The sequence below is a fragment of the Pseudoneobacillus rhizosphaerae genome (genome assembly GCF_917563885.1).
Taxonomy (GTDB): Bacteria; Bacillota; Bacilli; order Bacillales; family Cytobacillaceae; genus Pseudoneobacillus; species Pseudoneobacillus rhizosphaerae.
The window spans coordinates 171326-189301 of sequence record NZ_CAKJTG010000005.1 but is presented as its reverse complement, the minus strand read 5'-3'; the positions used below and the strand labels follow the sequence as shown (position 1 = coordinate 189301).

The 17976-nt window shown below is 36.5% G+C and carries 15 protein-coding genes; 12 read left to right on the top strand and 3 right to left on the bottom strand.

Going from position 1 to position 17976, the window contains the following annotated elements; all coding sequences use genetic code 11:
* Positions 1–27 precede the first annotated feature (27 nt).
* From LRP83_RS05805 to LRP83_RS05795, 3 genes are all read right to left on the bottom strand, one after another.
* Positions 28–1323 carry an MFS transporter gene (locus tag LRP83_RS05805; protein WP_230495733.1) on the bottom strand — a complete coding sequence of 432 codons (1296 nt, stop codon included), beginning with the start codon at positions 1321–1323 and terminating at the stop codon, positions 28–30.
* 87 nt (positions 1324–1410) lie between these two features.
* Positions 1411–2562, bottom strand: coding sequence for an ATP-binding protein (locus LRP83_RS05800; protein WP_354002326.1), 1152 nt, complete (start codon positions 2560–2562; stop codon positions 1411–1413).
* Positions 2563–2849: 287 nt separating this feature from the next.
* Complete coding sequence (locus LRP83_RS05795) at positions 2850–4562, bottom strand: Rqc2 family fibronectin-binding protein (RefSeq protein WP_230495731.1); 1713 nt, start codon at positions 4560–4562, stop codon at positions 2850–2852.
* Positions 4563–4720: 158 nt separating this feature from the next.
* Here LRP83_RS05795 and LRP83_RS05790 point away from each other — a divergent pair, with 158 nt between their 5' ends.
* From LRP83_RS05790 to LRP83_RS05735, 12 genes are all read left to right on the top strand, one after another.
* Positions 4721–7399 carry a calcium-translocating P-type ATPase, SERCA-type gene (locus LRP83_RS05790; protein WP_230495730.1) on the top strand — a complete coding sequence of 893 codons (2679 nt, stop codon included), beginning with the start codon at positions 4721–4723 and terminating at the stop codon, positions 7397–7399.
* An 86-nt stretch (positions 7400–7485) separates the two neighbouring features.
* Entirely contained in the window at positions 7486–8358 is an 873-nt protein-coding gene (locus LRP83_RS05785; RefSeq protein ID WP_230495729.1) for a YicC/YloC family endoribonuclease, read from the top strand.
* A gap of 59 nt (positions 8359–8417) precedes the next feature.
* On the top strand, positions 8418–8681 hold the full coding sequence (gene remA / locus LRP83_RS05780) for an extracellular matrix/biofilm regulator RemA (protein WP_230495728.1): 264 nt from the start codon (positions 8418–8420) through the stop codon (positions 8679–8681).
* 9 nt (positions 8682–8690) lie between these two features.
* On the top strand, positions 8691–9305 hold the full coding sequence (gene gmk, locus LRP83_RS05775) for a guanylate kinase (RefSeq protein ID WP_230495727.1): 615 nt from the start codon (positions 8691–8693) through the stop codon (positions 9303–9305).
* 2 nt (positions 9306–9307) lie between these two features.
* Positions 9308–9523: a DNA-directed RNA polymerase subunit omega gene (rpoZ, locus tag LRP83_RS05770; RefSeq protein ID WP_230495726.1), complete on the top strand. Its 216-nt coding sequence runs from the start codon at positions 9308–9310 to the stop codon at positions 9521–9523.
* A gap of 143 nt (positions 9524–9666) precedes the next feature.
* On the top strand, positions 9667–10878 hold the full coding sequence (gene coaBC, locus LRP83_RS05765; protein WP_230495725.1) for a bifunctional phosphopantothenoylcysteine decarboxylase/phosphopantothenate--cysteine ligase CoaBC: 1212 nt from the start codon (positions 9667–9669) through the stop codon (positions 10876–10878).
* Positions 10875–13289 carry a primosomal protein N' gene (priA, locus tag LRP83_RS05760; RefSeq protein ID WP_230495724.1) on the top strand — a complete coding sequence of 805 codons (2415 nt, stop codon included), beginning with the start codon at positions 10875–10877 and terminating at the stop codon, positions 13287–13289. Before coaBC ends, priA begins: the two co-directional genes overlap by 4 nt.
* A gap of 64 nt (positions 13290–13353) precedes the next feature.
* Positions 13354–13836, top strand: coding sequence for a peptide deformylase (def, locus tag LRP83_RS05755; protein ID WP_230495723.1), 483 nt, complete (start codon positions 13354–13356; stop codon positions 13834–13836).
* Positions 13836–14783 (top strand): methionyl-tRNA formyltransferase, encoded by a 948-nt coding sequence (fmt, locus tag LRP83_RS05750; protein WP_230495722.1) that lies wholly within the window; start codon positions 13836–13838, stop codon positions 14781–14783. Before def ends, fmt begins: the two co-directional genes overlap by 1 nt.
* On the top strand, positions 14780–16135 hold the full coding sequence (gene rsmB, locus LRP83_RS05745) for a 16S rRNA (cytosine(967)-C(5))-methyltransferase RsmB (RefSeq protein ID WP_230495721.1): 1356 nt from the start codon (positions 14780–14782) through the stop codon (positions 16133–16135). Before fmt ends, rsmB begins: the two co-directional genes overlap by 4 nt.
* Positions 16132–17217 (top strand): dual-specificity RNA methyltransferase RlmN, encoded by a 1086-nt coding sequence (gene rlmN / locus LRP83_RS05740; protein ID WP_435531329.1) that lies wholly within the window; start codon positions 16132–16134, stop codon positions 17215–17217. Before rsmB ends, rlmN begins: the two co-directional genes overlap by 4 nt.
* A 4-nt stretch (positions 17218–17221) precedes the next feature.
* Positions 17222–17974, top strand: a complete 753-nt coding sequence (locus LRP83_RS05735) for a Stp1/IreP family PP2C-type Ser/Thr phosphatase (RefSeq protein WP_230495720.1) — start codon at positions 17222–17224, stop codon at positions 17972–17974.
* The last annotated feature ends 2 nt before the right edge of the window (positions 17975–17976 follow it).

Sequence of the window (17976 nt, the reverse complement as noted above, 5' to 3'; positions counted from 1 at the left end):
AAAAACGAGGTGAAATCCCTCGTTTTTTTATATAGCTTTGCCTTCTACTTGTATACTTATCTGTTTTTTCTTTCTTGCGCTTAGTACAAATAATGTAGCCACAAAGCAGAGGACACCTGCTGAGATAAACGTGGTTGTATAACTATGCTGTACCTCATATAAATAGCCTGCAGCATAAGCAGCAACCCCAGAGCCAACTTGATGAGCTGCAAAAACCCAACCGTAAATGACTGCCCCTCGTTCTTTGCCAAAATGCTTGACGGCTAAATTCACGGTAGGAGGAACGGTTGCAATCCAATCAAGTCCATAAAATACGGCAAACATGACTAAAAGAAGATAAGATTGAGATTCAAAGGCATAGGGTAGTACTAGCAAGGATAAGCCACGAAGGCCATAATACCAAAACAAAAGCCAACCGTTATCAAACCGGTCAGATAACCAGCCAGAAAAAAGAGTACCAATAATATTAAAGATTCCCATAAAAGCAAAAAGGCTTGCAGCCCGAACTTCTGGAATACCATGATGAACAGAGGCAGGAATGAAGTGAGTACCCATTAACCCAGAGGTAGATAGTCCACAGATAAAAAAGCTTAAACATAAAAGCCAAAAAGGCCAAGATCGGATTCCAACTGCTAACCCCTCAAACGCAGTAGAAATGGGGTTTTTATTGTTTGCAGAAGGTGATTTTTCCACTTTTTCAGTTGCTCCAAAAGGGAGAAGTCCTTTTTCAGCTGGTTCATCTCGCATCCATAATGAAATTATCGGAATCATTAAGATACCTAGAATAATAAACACCAATAACGCCATCCGCCAAGATGAATCTTCAATGATTGAAGAGAGGAGTGGAAGAAATATCATCTGCCCTGCAGCCGTACTTGACATTAATAAACCGACTACCATGCCACGTCTTTTTTCAAACCAGCGATTTGCAACAGTTGCTGAAAGAACCGTGAGAAATACTCCAGAACCTAGTCCAATTACTACACCCCAAATAATATGTAAATGCCAAACACTTGTCATAGTTAAACTTAAAACAATGCCTAAAACTAAAACGAGCATCGCATAAGCCATTATTTTACGAACTCCAAGCTTCTCCATCCATGCTGCAATAAATGGACCTGAAAATCCATAGATTGTTAAATTGATTGCGAATGCTAAGGAAATATCAGCTCGGCTCCATCCGTATTCATTCTCTAGAGGAATCATAATTACGCCTGTTACAGATCGCATTCCAGCTGCAACGAGGATCGCAATAAAGGTTATTCCTAATACAACCCAACCGTAATGCAGTCGATTACTTTTTTTTACGCTAGTATTAATCATTTAGAAACAACCTTTCCGATATTTTTCATTTTTTATAGTATATTTTCAAGATTGGTATATTACTACTTAAAAAATAGACAGCAAAATTCAAATGCTGTCTACTTTCTTCAAAGATTCATTTTTTAAAGCAGCTTTAAAAGAAGGAAAACTGAATTGGAAGGTGGTACCGTTCCCCACTTCACTTTGGACTTTAATTGTTCCATTCATAGCACGTACGATACTATAGACAACCATCATTCCAAGTCCGGTACCTTGTGAGCCTTTTGTAGAGTAATACGGCTCACCTAAACGTTCTAGTACCTCTTTTGTCATGCCAACACCTGTATCTTTTACTTGGATTGAAATATGATTCTGACTGAAATCAGTTCCAACCTTTAAATACCCGCCATTTGGCATCGATTCCACTGCATTTTTGAGCACATTTATAAAGGCTTGGCGAAACTTCTGTCTGTCACCTTGTATACTTCCAACAACTGAAAAATCTGTTGAAATCTCAACCGAATTTTGGTTAGCAATTGGATGAAGGATATTAATGACATGCTGAAGTTCTTTTTTCACATTTAGCTCTTCAATGCTTACTAACGAAGGCTTTGCAAAGGTTAAATAGTCTTGAATAACTCTTTCCGCAGCTTTTAATTCCTCTTTAATAATTGAAAGATAATCATTTTGTTGTTTTCTTGTATGATGACCACTCTGAAGTAATTGAACAAATCCCATTGCGGCAGTTAGTGGATTTCGAATTTCATGGGAAATAGCTGCACCCATTTGCTCAACTGCATGTAACTTTTCGGCTTTAATTAATTGATGCTTCATTTCGAAATTCTTACGTATAAACTCAATGGAATAAGAAATAATCCCAATACCGAGCGGAGGAATAATTACATAAGCGAAAAAAGCATCAAACCAAAAGCTTGGAGAATTGATAAATTCCATACCACCAGCGCTTAGCAGTCCCAGAATGACTCCCATGGATACAGCAAAAATAATACGGCGCTTCGGTTTTTGCTTACTAATCCAAGGATTAATACGCCAAAGTAAAAACGCTAGTGGGGCATAAAGTAAAGTAGTTAATAATAGACCATAATCAATACCATAAAAACCCCGAAGAATGATGATAAATCCAGAAAGGAATGGGCCAATTCCAAGATACAGACTCCCAATGACGTAAGGAATCAGCCTTAAATCAAACCTTGCATCAGCTACTGGGTGATAAGAGAATTGAATGCTTGTCCAAAGCAATAGAACAAATAACAAGGACAGAGTGAATTTAGAGATAACTGGTTTTCTACTTCTCTCAAATAATATTAAGCAGATAAATAGAAAAAAGATTAATAAGGAAAAATTATAAAGAAAATGCTTCGTAATTTCCATATATGCTCACCGTCCAATAAGGGCTGATAGAAAAATTTTACAAGGATTTTCAACAATATACAACAATATTCTTTATTTTGTGATAAATAGTTGAAGATTTGGAAAGTGAATTCTTTAAGTATAAAAAACTCCCCTTTAAAAAGAGGAGTTCTTTGTTATTTTGCTTTAAGGGCAAGTATTTTTTCTTCATCCGGTGTTACATAAATGGTTTGTTGATTATCGTAGATAACAAAACCAGGTTTGGCACCGTTTGGTTTTTTGACATATCGTACTTTTGTATAATCAACTGGAACAGAGCCAGATAGCCTTGCTTTACTAAAGTAAGCTGCTAATATGGCTGCTTCTTTGATAGTCTGTTCGTCCGGTGTTTTACTGCGAATTACAACATGTGAACCAGGAATATCTTTTGTGTGTAGCCAAATTTCATCTCTACCTGCATGTTTACTCGTCAAATAATCATTTTGTTTATTGTTTTTGCCTACTAAAATTTCTGTTCCATCACTTGCCTGATAGGACTCTAACTGTGGTTTACCAAGATTTGAGTGTTTGTTTTTCTTTTTTTGTCTCTCACGAATGTATCCTTCTTCTACTAGTTCTTCACGAATTTCAGCTATATCTCTTATCGACGCCGCCATAAGCTGTTGTTGAAGTGAATCAAAGTAAGAGAATTCTTCTTCAGCTAAACGTATTTGTTCTTTCACCTTGTCGATCGAGTTTTTTGCCTTTTGATATTTTGAGAAATATCTCTGTGCATTATCAGAAGGAGATTTTAATGGGTCCAAGGGAATCACAACCGATGCCCCATCTTCCTCATAATAGTTAATGACTTCAATTTCTTTCATTCCTTTTTGAAAAGCATACATATTTGCTGTTAATAACTCTCCAAACAATTGATATTCTTCAGCTTTCTTAGCATCTTCTAGGGTTTGGAATAGCTTCTCAATTTTCTTTTCATTTTTATCCTTTTCATTTTGGATAAAGCGCTCTAAATCACTTGCTTGCTGTTTTACACGGTCGCGTTCTGCTTTTCCAAAGTAGAATCGATCTAATACATTGCTTAAATAATCAAATGTTTTCGATTCACCCTTCATATGAGCTAAAGGCAAATAGTAAAAGGCTTCCTTCGAATGATTTGTGGTGATAGCCGGTTGAATCTCTCCTTCAGCTATATGTTTCATGATTTCTATAAACGTTTTTGGTAGGGTTATCCGATTAGCTATCCCAGAACGAAAAACGATTTCCCGTGCTAACAAAGGGGAGAGACCTGCGAATTGCTCCACGAGTTGTTTATCAAGTTTTCCTGCATTAAAATCCAATTTTTTAAGAATATCACTATCTTCTATCTGAAAAGGATTAAGTTTCTCTTGTTGGGGTGGAAGGACATAAGCTTGTCCAGGCAAAATGGCACGATAACTGTTTACGGCATAGGAGACATGCTTGATGCTATCAAGAATCGTATTTTTCTCTTTATCAATTAAAATGATATTGCTATGTCTCCCCATTATCTCGACCATTAATTTTTTATAGGTTATATCACCAAGCTCATTTCGTCCCTTTACCTCTATACAAATCATACGATCAAGACCAATTTGATAAATGTTTTCTATAATGGCACCTTCAATATGCTTGCGCAGTAACATACAAAACATTGGAGGTTCATTTGGGTTATCATATGATTCATTCGTAATTTGAACTCTTGCATAACTTGGATGAGCCGAAAGAAGAAGTTTATGATTCTTCCCATTTGCTCTTACTAACATAATGATTTCGTTTTTGTAAGGCTGATAAATTTTATTAATTCGTCCACTAATTAGCGTAGAAGAAATTTCATTGGTCATTATTTTAGTAAAAAGACCATCAAAAGACATGATTGAACATCCTCTTCAATATATTTTATTTTTATTATGGCTTCCTTATTTTAATCCTTAACTGATATTTTAGCATTTTTTAGGACTGGCCTGAATATGCTTTCTTTAGAGTAAGGACAAACATGTGCAAATTTAGAAGGGGGAAGTGAGTTAGCAGGATGAAATTCCATGAAATGTCTGAGACAGATATCAAGAAGGCATTAGATACTGATTTTTCAGGAGGATTATCTGAAAATCAAGTCGAACAAAGGTTGAAACAACAAGGCTATAATGAGTTGCAGGAAGGAGAAAAGCAGTCTGCTTTACTCTTATTTTTTAGCCAATTTAAAGATTTTATGGTTTTAGTTCTGCTTGCAGCCACATTCGTATCAGGTTTATTAGGCGAATATATCGATGCCGTTGCCATTATAGCGATTGTTTTAATTAATGGTATTTTAGGATTTTTTCAGGAAAGAAAGGCTGAGAAATCACTGCAAGCATTGAAGGAATTATCTGCACCACAAGTTCAAGTTCTTCGAGATGGAATTTGGAGTAAAATTCCATCAAAAGAACTTGTTGTTGGGGATGTGATTAAATTTTCGAGTGGAGACCGTATTGGTGCAGATGTGCGACTTATCCAAACTACAAGTTTGGAGATTGAAGAGTCAGCATTAACTGGTGAATCAGTTCCAGTTCAAAAGCATACGGATCCATTAAGAGCAAAAGACCTCGGTATTGGGGATATGGAGAATATCGCATTTATGGGCACAATGGTAACAAGAGGAAGCGGAGTAGGCGTAGTTATAGCAACGGGTATGAAAACGGCAATGGGTGAAATTGCTGATCTTCTACAAAATGCTGAAACGATGGAAACTCCACTACAGCGCAGACTCGAACAGTTAGGGAAAATCCTCATTTTTACTGCTTTAACTTTAACTGTTTTAGTGGTAGCCGTTGGAGTGCTTCAAGGACATGATTTATATACGATGTTTTTAGCTGGAGTATCCTTAGCAGTAGCTGCTATTCCAGAAGGGTTACCAGCCATTGTAACGGTAGCATTATCACTTGGAGTCCAAAAGATGATCAAAAAGAATGCTATTGTTCGCAAATTACCTGCAGTAGAAACGCTAGGCTGTGCTTCTGTTATTTGCTCAGATAAAACGGGAACAATGACGCAAAACAAAATGACCGTTACTCATTTATGGAGCGGTGGAAAAACATGGAACGTAAGTGGTGTTGGTTATGAGCCGACTGGTAATTTTTCGAGAAATAATGATGTTATTGATATTAAGAAGGAAAAGACACTTCAACAACTTTTAATGTTTGGAATCCTGTGTAACCATGCAAACCTTGTGATTCGAGAAGATGAATATATACTAGATGGTGACCCAACTGAAGGAGCGCTTTTGGTTAGTGCAATGAAAGCTGGTTTTGAAAGAAATAGTCTATTAAAACAATACGATATTATTAAAGAATTTCCTTTTGATTCAACGAGAAAAATGATGAGTGTGATTGTAAGGGATTCCCAAGGTCGTGAATTCGTTGTCACAAAAGGTGCTCCAGATGTTCTCGTTTCGGTCAGTGAGTCTATTCTCGTAAATGATAAAGTACAAATCATGTCTGGAGATAAGAGAACGGATGTTCAAAAGGCCATTAATGAATTAGCTTCACAAGCTTTACGTACATTGGCAATTTCATATAAGCCATTAACGAGCAATGCATTAAGCATTACAGAAAAAGAGGCTGAGAAGGATTTAATATTTATTGGACTTCAAGGAATGATTGATCCTCCTCGTCCTGAAGTAAAAGAAGCTGTAAAAGAATGTAAAGCCGCTGGAATAAAAACGATTATGATAACAGGTGATCATGTCATAACCGCAAAGGCAATTGCTAAGCAGCTAGGAATTCTGACACCTAATAGTAAAGTGCTAGATGGTAAAGCATTATCTGAGATGAGTGTTAATGAGCTTGAAGAAGTTGTAGATGAAGTATCTGTATTTGCACGTGTATCACCTGAACATAAATTAAAAATCGTCAAAGCTTTGCAAAATAGAGGCCATATTGTTGCCATGACAGGTGATGGAGTAAATGATGCTCCTGCCATTAAAGCAGCAGATATCGGGGTAGCAATGGGTATTACCGGAACTGATGTAGCCAAAGAAGCTTCTTCCTTAGTATTACTAGATGATAATTTTGCAACCATCAAAGCGGCAATCAAAGAAGGCAGAAACATTTATGAAAACATTCGAAAATTCATTCGTTATCTTTTAGCATCAAATGTAGGGGAAATTTTAGTTATGTTATTTGCCATGCTACTAGGATTACCTTTACCTTTAGTTCCAATCCAAATTCTATGGGTCAATCTTGTAACAGATGGACTTCCAGCCATGGCTCTCGGGTTAGACAAACCTGAAGATAATGTAATGAAGCGAGGGCCGAGACATCCGAAAGAAGGGGTATTTGCTAGGGGGTTAGGATGGAAGGTTGTTTCAAGAGGATTTCTAATCGGTAGTATGACGCTTATTGCCTTTATGATTACGTATAACCAACATCCTGACGAGCTTATCTATGCTCAAACTATTGCGTTTGCTACATTAGTTATGGCGCAATTGATTCACGTATTTGACTGTCGAAGCGAGAAATCGGTTCTATCACGTAATCCATTTGGTAATCCATTTTTAGTTTGGTCAGTGATTTCATCAGTAATTCTGATGTTAATAGTGATTTATTATCCACCGCTTCAACCGATTTTTCACACCGTCGCAATAGATCCTCGTGATTGGATGTTAATATTAGGTTTGGCTTCCATACCAACTTTTTTATTAGCAGGTTCATTTTTGCTAAGAAAATCAAACTAAATTGTGTTATAATCCAAAAGGTAGTAGAGTATTACTCTATTACCTTTTGTTTGTTTACTTTATTTTCAGATTGGATGTGTGTTTCAATGGTCAAGAGTATGACAGGCTTCGGACGTAGTCAAAGAGAATCTAATGATTTATTGCTTACGGTAGAAATTAAAACCGTAAACCACCGATTTTGTGAATACCATATCCGAATGCCAAGACAACTCTTAAAAATTGAAGATAAAATTAAAAAACAATTAAATACTATTCATAGGGGTAGAGTTGAAGTTTTTGTTACATTAGGTGGAAATAGTGCTGTACACCGGAAAGTTAACATTGATTGGTTACTTCTAGAAGAATATTATCAATACATATTAAAAATAAAAGAAAAATACAAGCTTCAAGAACATGTTTCAATTCATGATTTACTACAACGTGAAGAGTGGTTGCAAGTAGAGGAAGTGGATTTGGGCAATGAGGAGTTAGAAAAGCTTGTAAACATAACTGTCGAAGAGGCTGCTAATCAATTAATGGCCATGAGAGTTGCTGAAGGCAAAGAACTTGAAACGGATATTCGAAAACAACTTTTAATCTTGGATGGTACGATAAACGAGGTAAAGCAATATGCACCACAGGTTGTGAAACAATATAAAGAACGACTAGCAAAGAGATTAAACGATTACCTATCTGGGGCACTTGATGAACAAAGATTTATAACGGAAGTGGCCATTTTTGCCGATAAAGCAGATATTAATGAAGAATTAACGAGATTACATAGCCATATTCGTCAATTTGAAGAAACTTTAACTGAATCAGAACCTATAGGTAGAAAATTGGACTTCTTATTACAAGAAATGAACAGGGAAGTTAACACGATTGGGTCTAAAGCAAACGATTCAAAAATTGCAAAAGAAGTGGTCGAAATGAAAAGTCTGCTTGAAAAGGTAAAGGAACAAGTACAAAATATTGAATAGAACCGTTTAGAATAGACATAAAGCGGTGAAAATATATTACTGATGACTGGGGGAGCATCATGTCAATTAAATTAATAAATATTGGCTTCGGAAATATAGTTTCTGCAAATCGGATTATCGCGATAGTAAGTCCTGAATCAGCTCCAATAAAACGGATTATTCAAGATGCCCGTGATCGTGGATCTCTTATTGATGCCACTTATGGTAGAAGAACGCGTGCTGTCATCGTTATGGATAGTGACCATGTTATCCTATCTGCTGTCCAGCCTGAAACGGTTGCAGCAAGACTCAATGATCGCGATGATATTATCGATGAAGGGTAGGGTTTTTTCATGCAAGAAAAAGGTTTATTAATTGTATTGTCGGGACCTTCAGGTGTTGGAAAGGGAACTGTGCGTAAAGCCATTTTCTCACAACCAGATACTGAATTTGAATATTCTATTTCAATGACAACACGCACACCTCGCGAAGGGGAAGTAAATGGTGTTGATTATTTTTTTAAATCACGTGAGGAATTTGAGGGCTTAATTGAGCAGGATAGATTACTTGAATATGCTGAGTTTGTAGGAAATTATTACGGGACTCCAGTTGATTACGTGAGAGAAACATTAGATTCGGGTAAGGATGTTTTTTTAGAGATAGAGGTTAAAGGTGCGCGTCAAGTAAGAGAAAAATTTCCAGAAGGGCTATTTATCTTTCTAATGCCACCTAGCCTACATGAATTAAAAAATCGGATTGTCACGCGTGGGACCGAAACAGATGATTTAATTACGAATCGATTACTTTCTGCTCGTGAAGAAATAGAAATGATGGACTTATATGATTATATCGTTGAAAATGATCAAGTGGAACTTGCAAGTGAACGAATAATTGCCATTGTTAAAGCAGAGCATTGCCGACGTGAGCGAGTCGAACACCGCTACAAAAAATTACTGGAGGTTGAATAATTATGCTTTATCCATCGATTGACTCTTTATTAACGAAAATTGACTCTAAATATTCCCTAGTTACAGTTGCTTCAAGACGGGCAAGAAAAATGCAAGTGGATGGTAACCCTAAGTTGTTAAAATATGTTTCACATAAATATGTGGGTAAAGCTTTAGAGGAAATTCATGCAGATGAATTAATCATGATTAAGAAAAATCTAGAAAACTTTAAAGAATAAATTCGATATATTTATTAAAATAACAACCTATATCCGTTAGGTTGTTATTTTTGTTCTATTAGTTAAATTGTATTATAGTGGTAATGATGAAAAAATACCTGTCTTCTAGATTTCTAAAGAGAGATGAATTCCGGGGGTTTATCATGTTAAATAATAAAAAAATTTTATTATGTGTCACAGGTGGAATTGCTGTTTATAAAGCAGTTGCCTTAACGAGTAAATTAATACAAGCTGGTGCTGAAGTTAAAGTTATACTAAGTAGTTCTGCTTTAAAATTTGTCACACCATTAAGCTTTCAAGCCCTCTCACGAAACTTTGTTTATACAGATACATTTGAAGAACAAAACCCTAAAGTTATTGCTCATATAGATTTAGCCGATTGGGCTGACATCGCTATCGTTGCTCCTGCAACGGCAAATACTATTGGTAAACTTGCTAATGGAATCGCAGATGATATGATTACAACTACCTTATTAGCGACGACAGCACCAGTTTGGATTGCTCCTGCAATGAATGTTCACATGTATGTCCATCCTGCTGTGCAAAAAAATATCAACACCCTGTATGAAATGGGATATTCTTTTATAGAGCCAAATGAAGGCTTTCTGGCTTGTGGCTATGTTGGAAAAGGTAGATTAGAGGAGCCTGAAAAAATAGTAGAGGTACTCTCCCGGTTTTTTGGTGAAATGGAAAAGAAAGATTTAAAAGGAAAAAAAATGATTGTAACAGCTGGTCCAACGCGTGAAAAAATTGACCCAGTGAGATACATTACAAACCATTCTAGTGGGAAAATGGGATATGCCATTGCAGAAGAGGCAGTCAATCTGGGTGCTGAGGTGTATTTAATATCAGGCCCTGTAAATCTCAAGCCCCCTAGAGGAGTTTATTTCGTTCCAGTGGAGAGCGCTGAAAACATGTATGATGAGGTCATCAAACGTTTCGATGATGTGGAAATCGTGATTAAGACTGCTGCAGTTGCTGATTATCGTCCGAAATCTCCATCAGACCAAAAGGTCAAAAAACAGACTGGTGATCAATTTCTTGAATTAGAGAGAACACAAGATATTCTACTAGAATTAGGGAAAAGAAAAGAAAACCAATTATTAGTAGGTTTTGCTGCAGAAACAAACAATGTAGAGGATTATGCCAAATCAAAATTAATTAAGAAGAATGCTGATATGATTATCGCCAATAATGTATTATCCGAAGGGGCTGGATTCGGAACAGAGACTAATATCGTTACGATGTTCAAAAGAGATGCTGACCCAATCGCCTTACCATTATTGTCAAAAAAAGAGGTTGCTCGAAAAATTTTAAGTGAAGTAGCAAAAATGATTAAGGAAGATATCAAATGAACATCGCAAGCGTGATTGTTGATGTCCCAGCTCGCCAAACCGACAAAAGTTTCGACTATTTAATCCCAGATGAATACATCGGAAGTATATTACCTGGTATGAGAATAATAGTCCCCTTTGGTCCCAGAAAAATCCAAGGCTTTGTAGTTGATTTAAAGGATGAATCTGATTTCTCCAAGCTTAAAGAAATATCAGAACCGATGGATCTTTACCCTGTATTAACAAAAGAGCTTCTCGAATTAGGAGATTGGCTTGCGGAAAAAACACTGTGTTATAAAATCTCAGGTTTTCAAGCGATGCTCCCCGCTGCATTAAAGGCGAAATATGAAAAAAAGTTGATACTAGCAGAAAATGTAGATCCACTACAGTTATCTTTGATTCTTCAACCGTTTTTTATAGATAGCCGCGAACTGAAATGGGATGAAGCGATAAATCATGGAATTTTATCTGAGATCCAAAGAGAAGCTGCAAATAAGCTGATTGACGTAATCTATGAGGTCAAAGAAAGAGTTAGGAAGAAAAAATTAAAACATATCATTCCTGAATTATCGATTGAAGAACTAATAATTGAAAAAGAAAAAATCAATACTCGAGCAGGTAAGCAAAAAGATGTTATTGATTTTTTTATTCATCGACATAAGCCGATTGAGTTAAGAACCCTTTTGTCTGAATTAAAAATTTCATCACAAACAGTTTCCGCATTAGTAGAAAAAAAAATTCTAATGGAGAAAGAATTAGAGGTTTATCGCGACCCTTATCAAGATAGACAATTTAAACAGACTTATCCATTACCTTTAACTGAAGGTCAACAAAAGGTCATACATCCAATTCAGCAATCCATATTAATGGATGAACATCATGTGTTTTTGCTATACGGTGTGACTGGAAGTGGAAAAACGGAGGTTTATTTACAGTCGATTCAAACTGTTTTAGAAAAAGGTAAGGAAGCAATCGTGTTAGTTCCTGAAATTTCATTAACTCCCCAGATGGTTCATCGGTTTAAAGGGCGCTTTGGAGATAAAGTAGCCGTCCTACATAGTGGCTTATCTGCTGGTGAAAAATATGATGAATGGCGAAAAATCCAAAGGAAAGAAGTTTCCGTCGTTGTTGGTGCAAGGTCGGCCGTTTTTGCGCCGTTTGAAAATATCGGCATCATTATTATTGATGAGGAGCACGAAACGAGCTACAAGCAGGAGGAAAACCCAAGATATCATGCCCGAGATGTGGCTATACAAAGAGCAGAACATTTTCAATGTCCAGTTGTTTTAGGAAGTGCGACCCCTTCGCTTGAGTCGTTTGCAAGAGCTAATAAAAAGGTGTACCAATTACTTTCGCTCCCAAATAGAATGAATAATCAATCACTACCGGCTGTAGAAATTATTGATATGCGTGATGAACTAAGGAGCGGTAACCGTTCAATGTTTTCAAGCGTACTATTTGAAAAAATAAAAGATCGGTTAGAAAAAAAACAACAAATTGTTTTATTTTTAAATAAACGTGGTCATTCTTCATTCATCATGTGCCGTGATTGTGGTTATGTTGTTAATTGCCCGCATTGTGAAATCTCCTTAACTTATCACCAAAGCCAACAGAAAATGAAGTGCCACTATTGTGGACATGAAGAATATGTACCAAAGCAATGCCCCGAATGTAAAAGTGAGCATATACGCTATTTTGGCACGGGAACACAAAAGGTGGAAGAAGAGTTAGGAAAGGTTTTACCAGAAGCAAGAGTGATCAGAATGGACGTAGATACAACAAGCCGGAAAGGTTCACATGAAAAATTGCTAGATGCCTTTCAAAAAGGAAAAGCAGATATCCTACTTGGAACACAAATGATTGCAAAAGGACTTGATTTTCCCAATATTACATTAGTTGGGGTGTTAACTGCTGACACCATGCTGCATCTCCCGGATTTTCGTTCTTCTGAAAAAACGTTTCAGCTTTTAACTCAAGTAAGTGGTCGTGCGGGTAGGCATGAATTACCTGGTGAAGTTATTATACAAACGTATTCTCCAGAGCATTATAGTGTGGAGTTAGCGGGTAGCCAAGATTATGATCAATTCTATCAATATGAAATGATGGTAAGAAAAACACATAGATACCCCCCGTTTTATTATTTATCTTTAATTACCATTACACACGAAGAATTAATGAAGGTTGTAACGATTACAGAAAAAATAACAAAGTACCTTCGCTCAAAGCTTTCAAACAATGCTATTGTTCTAGGTCCTGTAGCTTCACCGATTCCCAAGATCAATAATAGATATCGATATCAATGTTTGATAAAATACAAGAAAGAACCAGAACTTTCCAATGCATTGAAAATTATTTTAGATCAGTATCAACAAGAAATGGCTTCATCAGGATTGCAAATAACAGTGGACTTAAATCCATATATATTAATGTAATGGTTATGAATAAACGGATTTTTGTGAAAAATAAGAGCAACTAGATTTTTTTGGAGGAAATAAATTGGCTATTCGTAAACTTGTAATGTACCCTGCCGATATACTTGAAACTCAATGTCAACAGGTAAGGGTGTTTGATAAAAAACTCGCGAAATTATTAAATGATATGTATGATACGATGATTGAATTTGATGGTGTAGGTCTTGCAGCTCCACAAATTGGACTTGACCAACAAATTGCTATAGTGGATATTGGTGACGAAATTGGAACAATAGAGCTGATAAATCCTGAAATACTAGAATTTTCTGGGGAACAGACAGGACCAGAAGGTTGCTTAAGCTTTCCCAATCTTTATGGTGAAGTGACGAGACCAAATTGGGTAAAGGTACGAGCTCAGGATAGAAAAGGTAAATTTTATACGTTAGAGGCTGAAGAGTTTCTAGCAAGAGCAATCGTACATGAAATAGACCATCTTAATGGCATTTTATTTACTACGAAAGTAACAAGATATTTAACAGATGAAGAATTAGAGGGGGTTGTAGAATAATGACAAAAATTATTTTTATGGGTACACCCGATTTTTCGGTACCAGTATTGAAAAGAATTATTTCAGATGGTTATGAAGTGATTGCTGTAGTGACACAACCGGACCGTCCAGTTGGTAGAAAAAAAGTTCTAACAGCCCCCCCGGTAAAGATAGAAGCCTCAAACAATGGAATTCCTGTCTTTCAGCCAGAAAAAATACGGCGTCAGGAGGATTTGGCACCAATCCTTGAATTAGGCGCTGATTTAATTGTAACAGCTGCATTCGGTCAAATTCTTCCTAGAGAACTTCTTGATGCACCCAAATATGGCTGTATAAATGTACATGCCTCTTTATTACCAGAGTTAAGAGGGGGAGCACCAATTCATTATTCTCTTATTCAAGGAAAAAAAGAGACAGGTATCACTATTATGTATATGGCTGAAAAATTAGACGCAGGAGATATTATTACTAGTGTAAGTATTCCAATTGAAGAACGGGATACAGTCGGAACATTACATGAAAAACTGAGTGATGCGGGTGCAAACCTATTATCTGAGACATTACCTAAACTATTAAACGGACAGATAACATCTACGCCTCAAAATGAATCTGAGGCAACTTTTGCTCCAAATATTAAACGTGAACAGGAAAAAATTGATTGGACTAAAACAGGTGAGGAAATTTACAATCAAATTCGAGGGTTAAACCCTTGGCCTGTAGCTTATACCGAATTGGATGGAGTTGTGATTAAAGTTTGGTGGGGAGAGAAATTCCCTACAGAAATTAACGCAGAGCCTGGAACGATTATTAGTTTAGAAGATGACGGTTTAGTGGTCCATACTGGAAATCAGATTGCAATAAAAATAACAGAGCTACAACCCTCTGGGAAAAAGAAAATGTCAGGTGAACAGTTTTTAAGAGGAACAAACAATCAACTTCTTGACAAAAAGTTAGGACAAACATTATGAAGACAAAAACAATGAAAAATGTGCGAGAAACAGCTTTAGAATTATTGGAGACAATAGAAAAGAATCAGTCTTATAGCAATTTAATTCTTCACCATGCGATTGAAAAAAATAAGGTACCTAAAAAAGATGTTGGATTATTGACAGAGTTGGTTTACGGTACGTTGCAAAGAAAGATGACACTTGATTTTTACTTAAATCCTTTTTTGCAAAAAAGTAAAAAATTGGAGAAATGGGTTCCGTATTTATTAAGGCTTACACTTTATCAAATGGAGTTTTTGGACAAAATCCCTGACCATGCTGCTATCAATGAAGCGGTCGAAATAGCTAAAAAACGAGGTCATAAAGGGGTAGCTGGATTCGTAAATGGAGTACTTCGCAATATCCAAAGAGAAGGGCTACCATCCGTTTCTAATATTCAAGACCCGATAGAACGAGTATCGGTCGAAACGAGCCACCCCTATTGGCTCGTGGAAAGATGGTCAAAACAGTTTGGGTTAGATAAAACAAAAGAAATGTGTGAATTAAATTTACTCGCGCCAACGCAAACAGCTAGGGTAAATCAATCTTTAATTACTAGAGATGAAGCCTTAAGCCGATTACGTGAAGAAGGTTATTCTGTAGAACCTAGTGCTATAATTCCTGAGTCGATTCATTGTTTACAAGGAAATATTGCCGCTTCCAATACGTATAAAGAAGGATTTTTAACGATTCAAGACGAAAGTTCTATGTTAGTAGCCTATGCACTTGGAGTAACTCAGAACGAAAAAATTCTAGATGCATGTGCAGCACCTGGTGGAAAATCAACCCATATTGCCGAAAAGTTAAAAGGAACAGGAATGGTATATTCCCTTGATTTACATGAGCATAAAGTGAAGTTGATTAAAGAAAACGCAGACAGACTTCGTTTAGAAAATATCGAAGCTCAGGCACTTGATAGCAGAAAGGTTGCTGAACATTTTGTAAATCAGCAATTTGACCGCATTCTCTTAGATGCTCCATGTTCTGGCCTAGGTGTAATGAGAAGAAAACCTGATATGAAATACACGAAAAAGGAAGAAGACTTATCTCGTCTGCAAACTATTCAATTGGATTTATTAAAAGCTGTTTCCCCATTGTTAAAAAAAGATGGTATTCTTGTATATAGTACTTGTACAGTCGATCAAGAGGAAAATGAAGTAGTAGTCCGAACATTTTTGGAAACAAACCCAGAATTTGAAGGAGATCTTGGATGGAAAGAAAGAATGCCTGAGGCAATACAGCCGCTCATTCAAAGCTATGATCTACAGGTTTTTCCACAAGATTTCGGTTCTGATGGATTTTATATCGCGGTATTAAGAAAGAAGGTGCAATGATGGAAACAACAACGAATCAAACAACAAAAGTAGAAGCAAAGCCTTCCATCTATTCTTTGCAACTAGAAGAATTAAAGAATTGGTTGAAAGATCATGAAGAAAAAGCATTTAGAGCTGAGCAAATATATGATTGGCTATACAAAAAAAGAGTATCCCTTTTTGAAGATATGTCTAATTTACCTAAATCTTTAAGAGATAAGCTAGAACACAATTTCGCTATTACTACCCTAAAAACCATTATTCAGCAAACTTCAAAGGATGGTACCATTAAATTTTTATTTGAGCTACACGATGGCTATTCAATTGAAACAGTACTAATGCGTCATGACTACGGAAATTCAGTGTGTGTTACAACACAGGTAGGATGTCGGATTGGCTGTACATTTTGCGCCTCTACTCTAGGAGGATTAAAAAGACATTTAGATTCAGGTGAAATTGTCGCACAAGTGGTGAAGTGTCAGCAAGCGCTTGATGAAACGGATGAAAGAGTTAGCTCCGTTGTTATAATGGGAATTGGGGAACCCTTTGATAATTATGACAATATGCTAGGCTTCCTAAAAACGATTAACCATGAACAAGGTCTAAACATTGGAGCACGTCATATTACCGTTTCTACGAGTGGAATTGTTCCAAAAATATATCAATTTGCTGATGAAAATACGCAAATTAACTTTGCCATTTCACTGCATGCTCCTAATACGGAGCTTAGATCACGTTTAATGCCAATAAACAGAGCGTATAGCTTACCGGAACTAATGAAATCAGTCCGTTACTATATAAATAAAACAGGACGTCGGGTAAGCTTTGAATATGGCCTTTTTGGTGGAGTGAACGATCAAGCTGAACATGCAGAAGAGTTAGCAAAGCTATTAAAGGGAATTAAATGCCATGTGAATTTAATTCCAGTTAACTATGTCCCGGAACGGGATTATGTACGAACACCTAGAGATCAAATTTTTGAATTTGAAAAAATATTAAAAAATCATGGTGTAAATGTAACAATTAGACGCGAGCACGGTCATGATATTGATGCAGCATGTGGACAACTTCGTGCAAAGGAGCGGCAAGAGGAGACGAGGTGAAAGGATGAACTCAATTTTTAAAACGGATCCAGGAAGAGTACGAATCCTTAACGAGGATGATGGGGGAATCTTTATAAATGGTGATGGCCACCGCCTTGCAGTAGTTGCTGACGGTATGGGTGGCCACCGTGCTGGGGATGTAGCAAGTAAAATGACAATCGATTTTCTTCAATCAGCTTGGGCAGAATCAAATAACATTACTTCTGCCGGTCAGGCAGAAGAATGGCTTAGGCTAAACATTTATGAGGTAAACAAAAAATTGTTTATCCATTCTATTGAAAACTTGGAATGCGAAGGAATGGGAACAACCATTATCGCAGCCATATGTACAGACCAATTTGTAACATTAGCTCATATTGGTGACAGTAGATGTTACCTTTTGAATGAATCAGGCTACAAGCAATTAACAGAAGATCATTCTTTAGTTTATGAACTAGTTCGTACAGGCCAAATTTCAAAAGAAGATGCCGAAAATCATCCAAGAAAAAATGTAATTTTACGGGCACTTGGGACAGAACAAAACGTTGAAATAGATATTATTACAGTTATTTTCGAAGAGGGAGATTTTTTACTCCTTTGTTCTGACGGTTTGTCAAATAAAGTCAGTGAAAATGAAATGGTAGAAATTTTATCCAATAATGCTGAGTTAGAGGTACGTGCAGAAGAGTTTATTCAATTAGCGAATCAATATGGTGGCGAAGACAATATTACCTTATGTATTGTGGAACACTCTACAAGCAAGGAGAGTGGAAAATAATC

Coding starts and splice junctions, on each gene's coding strand:
- LRP83_RS05805 (WP_230495733.1), bottom strand. CDS start 1,323: ATGATTAATACTAGCGTAAAAAAAAGTAATCGACTGCATTACGGTTGG.
- LRP83_RS05795 (WP_230495731.1), bottom strand. CDS start 4,562: ATGTCTTTTGATGGTCTTTTTACTAAAATAATGACCAATGAAATTTCT.
- LRP83_RS05790 (WP_230495730.1), top strand. CDS start 4,721: ATGAAATTCCATGAAATGTCTGAGACAGATATCAAGAAGGCATTAGAT.
- LRP83_RS05785 (WP_230495729.1), top strand. CDS start 7,486: ATGGTCAAGAGTATGACAGGCTTCGGACGTAGTCAAAGAGAATCTAAT.
- remA (WP_230495728.1), top strand. CDS start 8,418: ATGTCAATTAAATTAATAAATATTGGCTTCGGAAATATAGTTTCTGCA.
- gmk (WP_230495727.1), top strand. CDS start 8,691: ATGCAAGAAAAAGGTTTATTAATTGTATTGTCGGGACCTTCAGGTGTT.
- rpoZ (WP_230495726.1), top strand. CDS start 9,308: ATGCTTTATCCATCGATTGACTCTTTATTAACGAAAATTGACTCTAAA.
- coaBC (WP_230495725.1), top strand. CDS start 9,667: ATGTTAAATAATAAAAAAATTTTATTATGTGTCACAGGTGGAATTGCT.
- priA (WP_230495724.1), top strand. CDS start 10,875: ATGAACATCGCAAGCGTGATTGTTGATGTCCCAGCTCGCCAAACCGAC.
- fmt (WP_230495722.1), top strand. CDS start 13,836: ATGACAAAAATTATTTTTATGGGTACACCCGATTTTTCGGTACCAGTA.
- rsmB (WP_230495721.1), top strand. CDS start 14,780: ATGAAGACAAAAACAATGAAAAATGTGCGAGAAACAGCTTTAGAATTA.
- rlmN (WP_435531329.1), top strand. CDS start 16,132: ATGATGGAAACAACAACGAATCAAACAACAAAAGTAGAAGCAAAGCCT.
- LRP83_RS05735 (WP_230495720.1), top strand. CDS start 17,222: ATGAACTCAATTTTTAAAACGGATCCAGGAAGAGTACGAATCCTTAAC.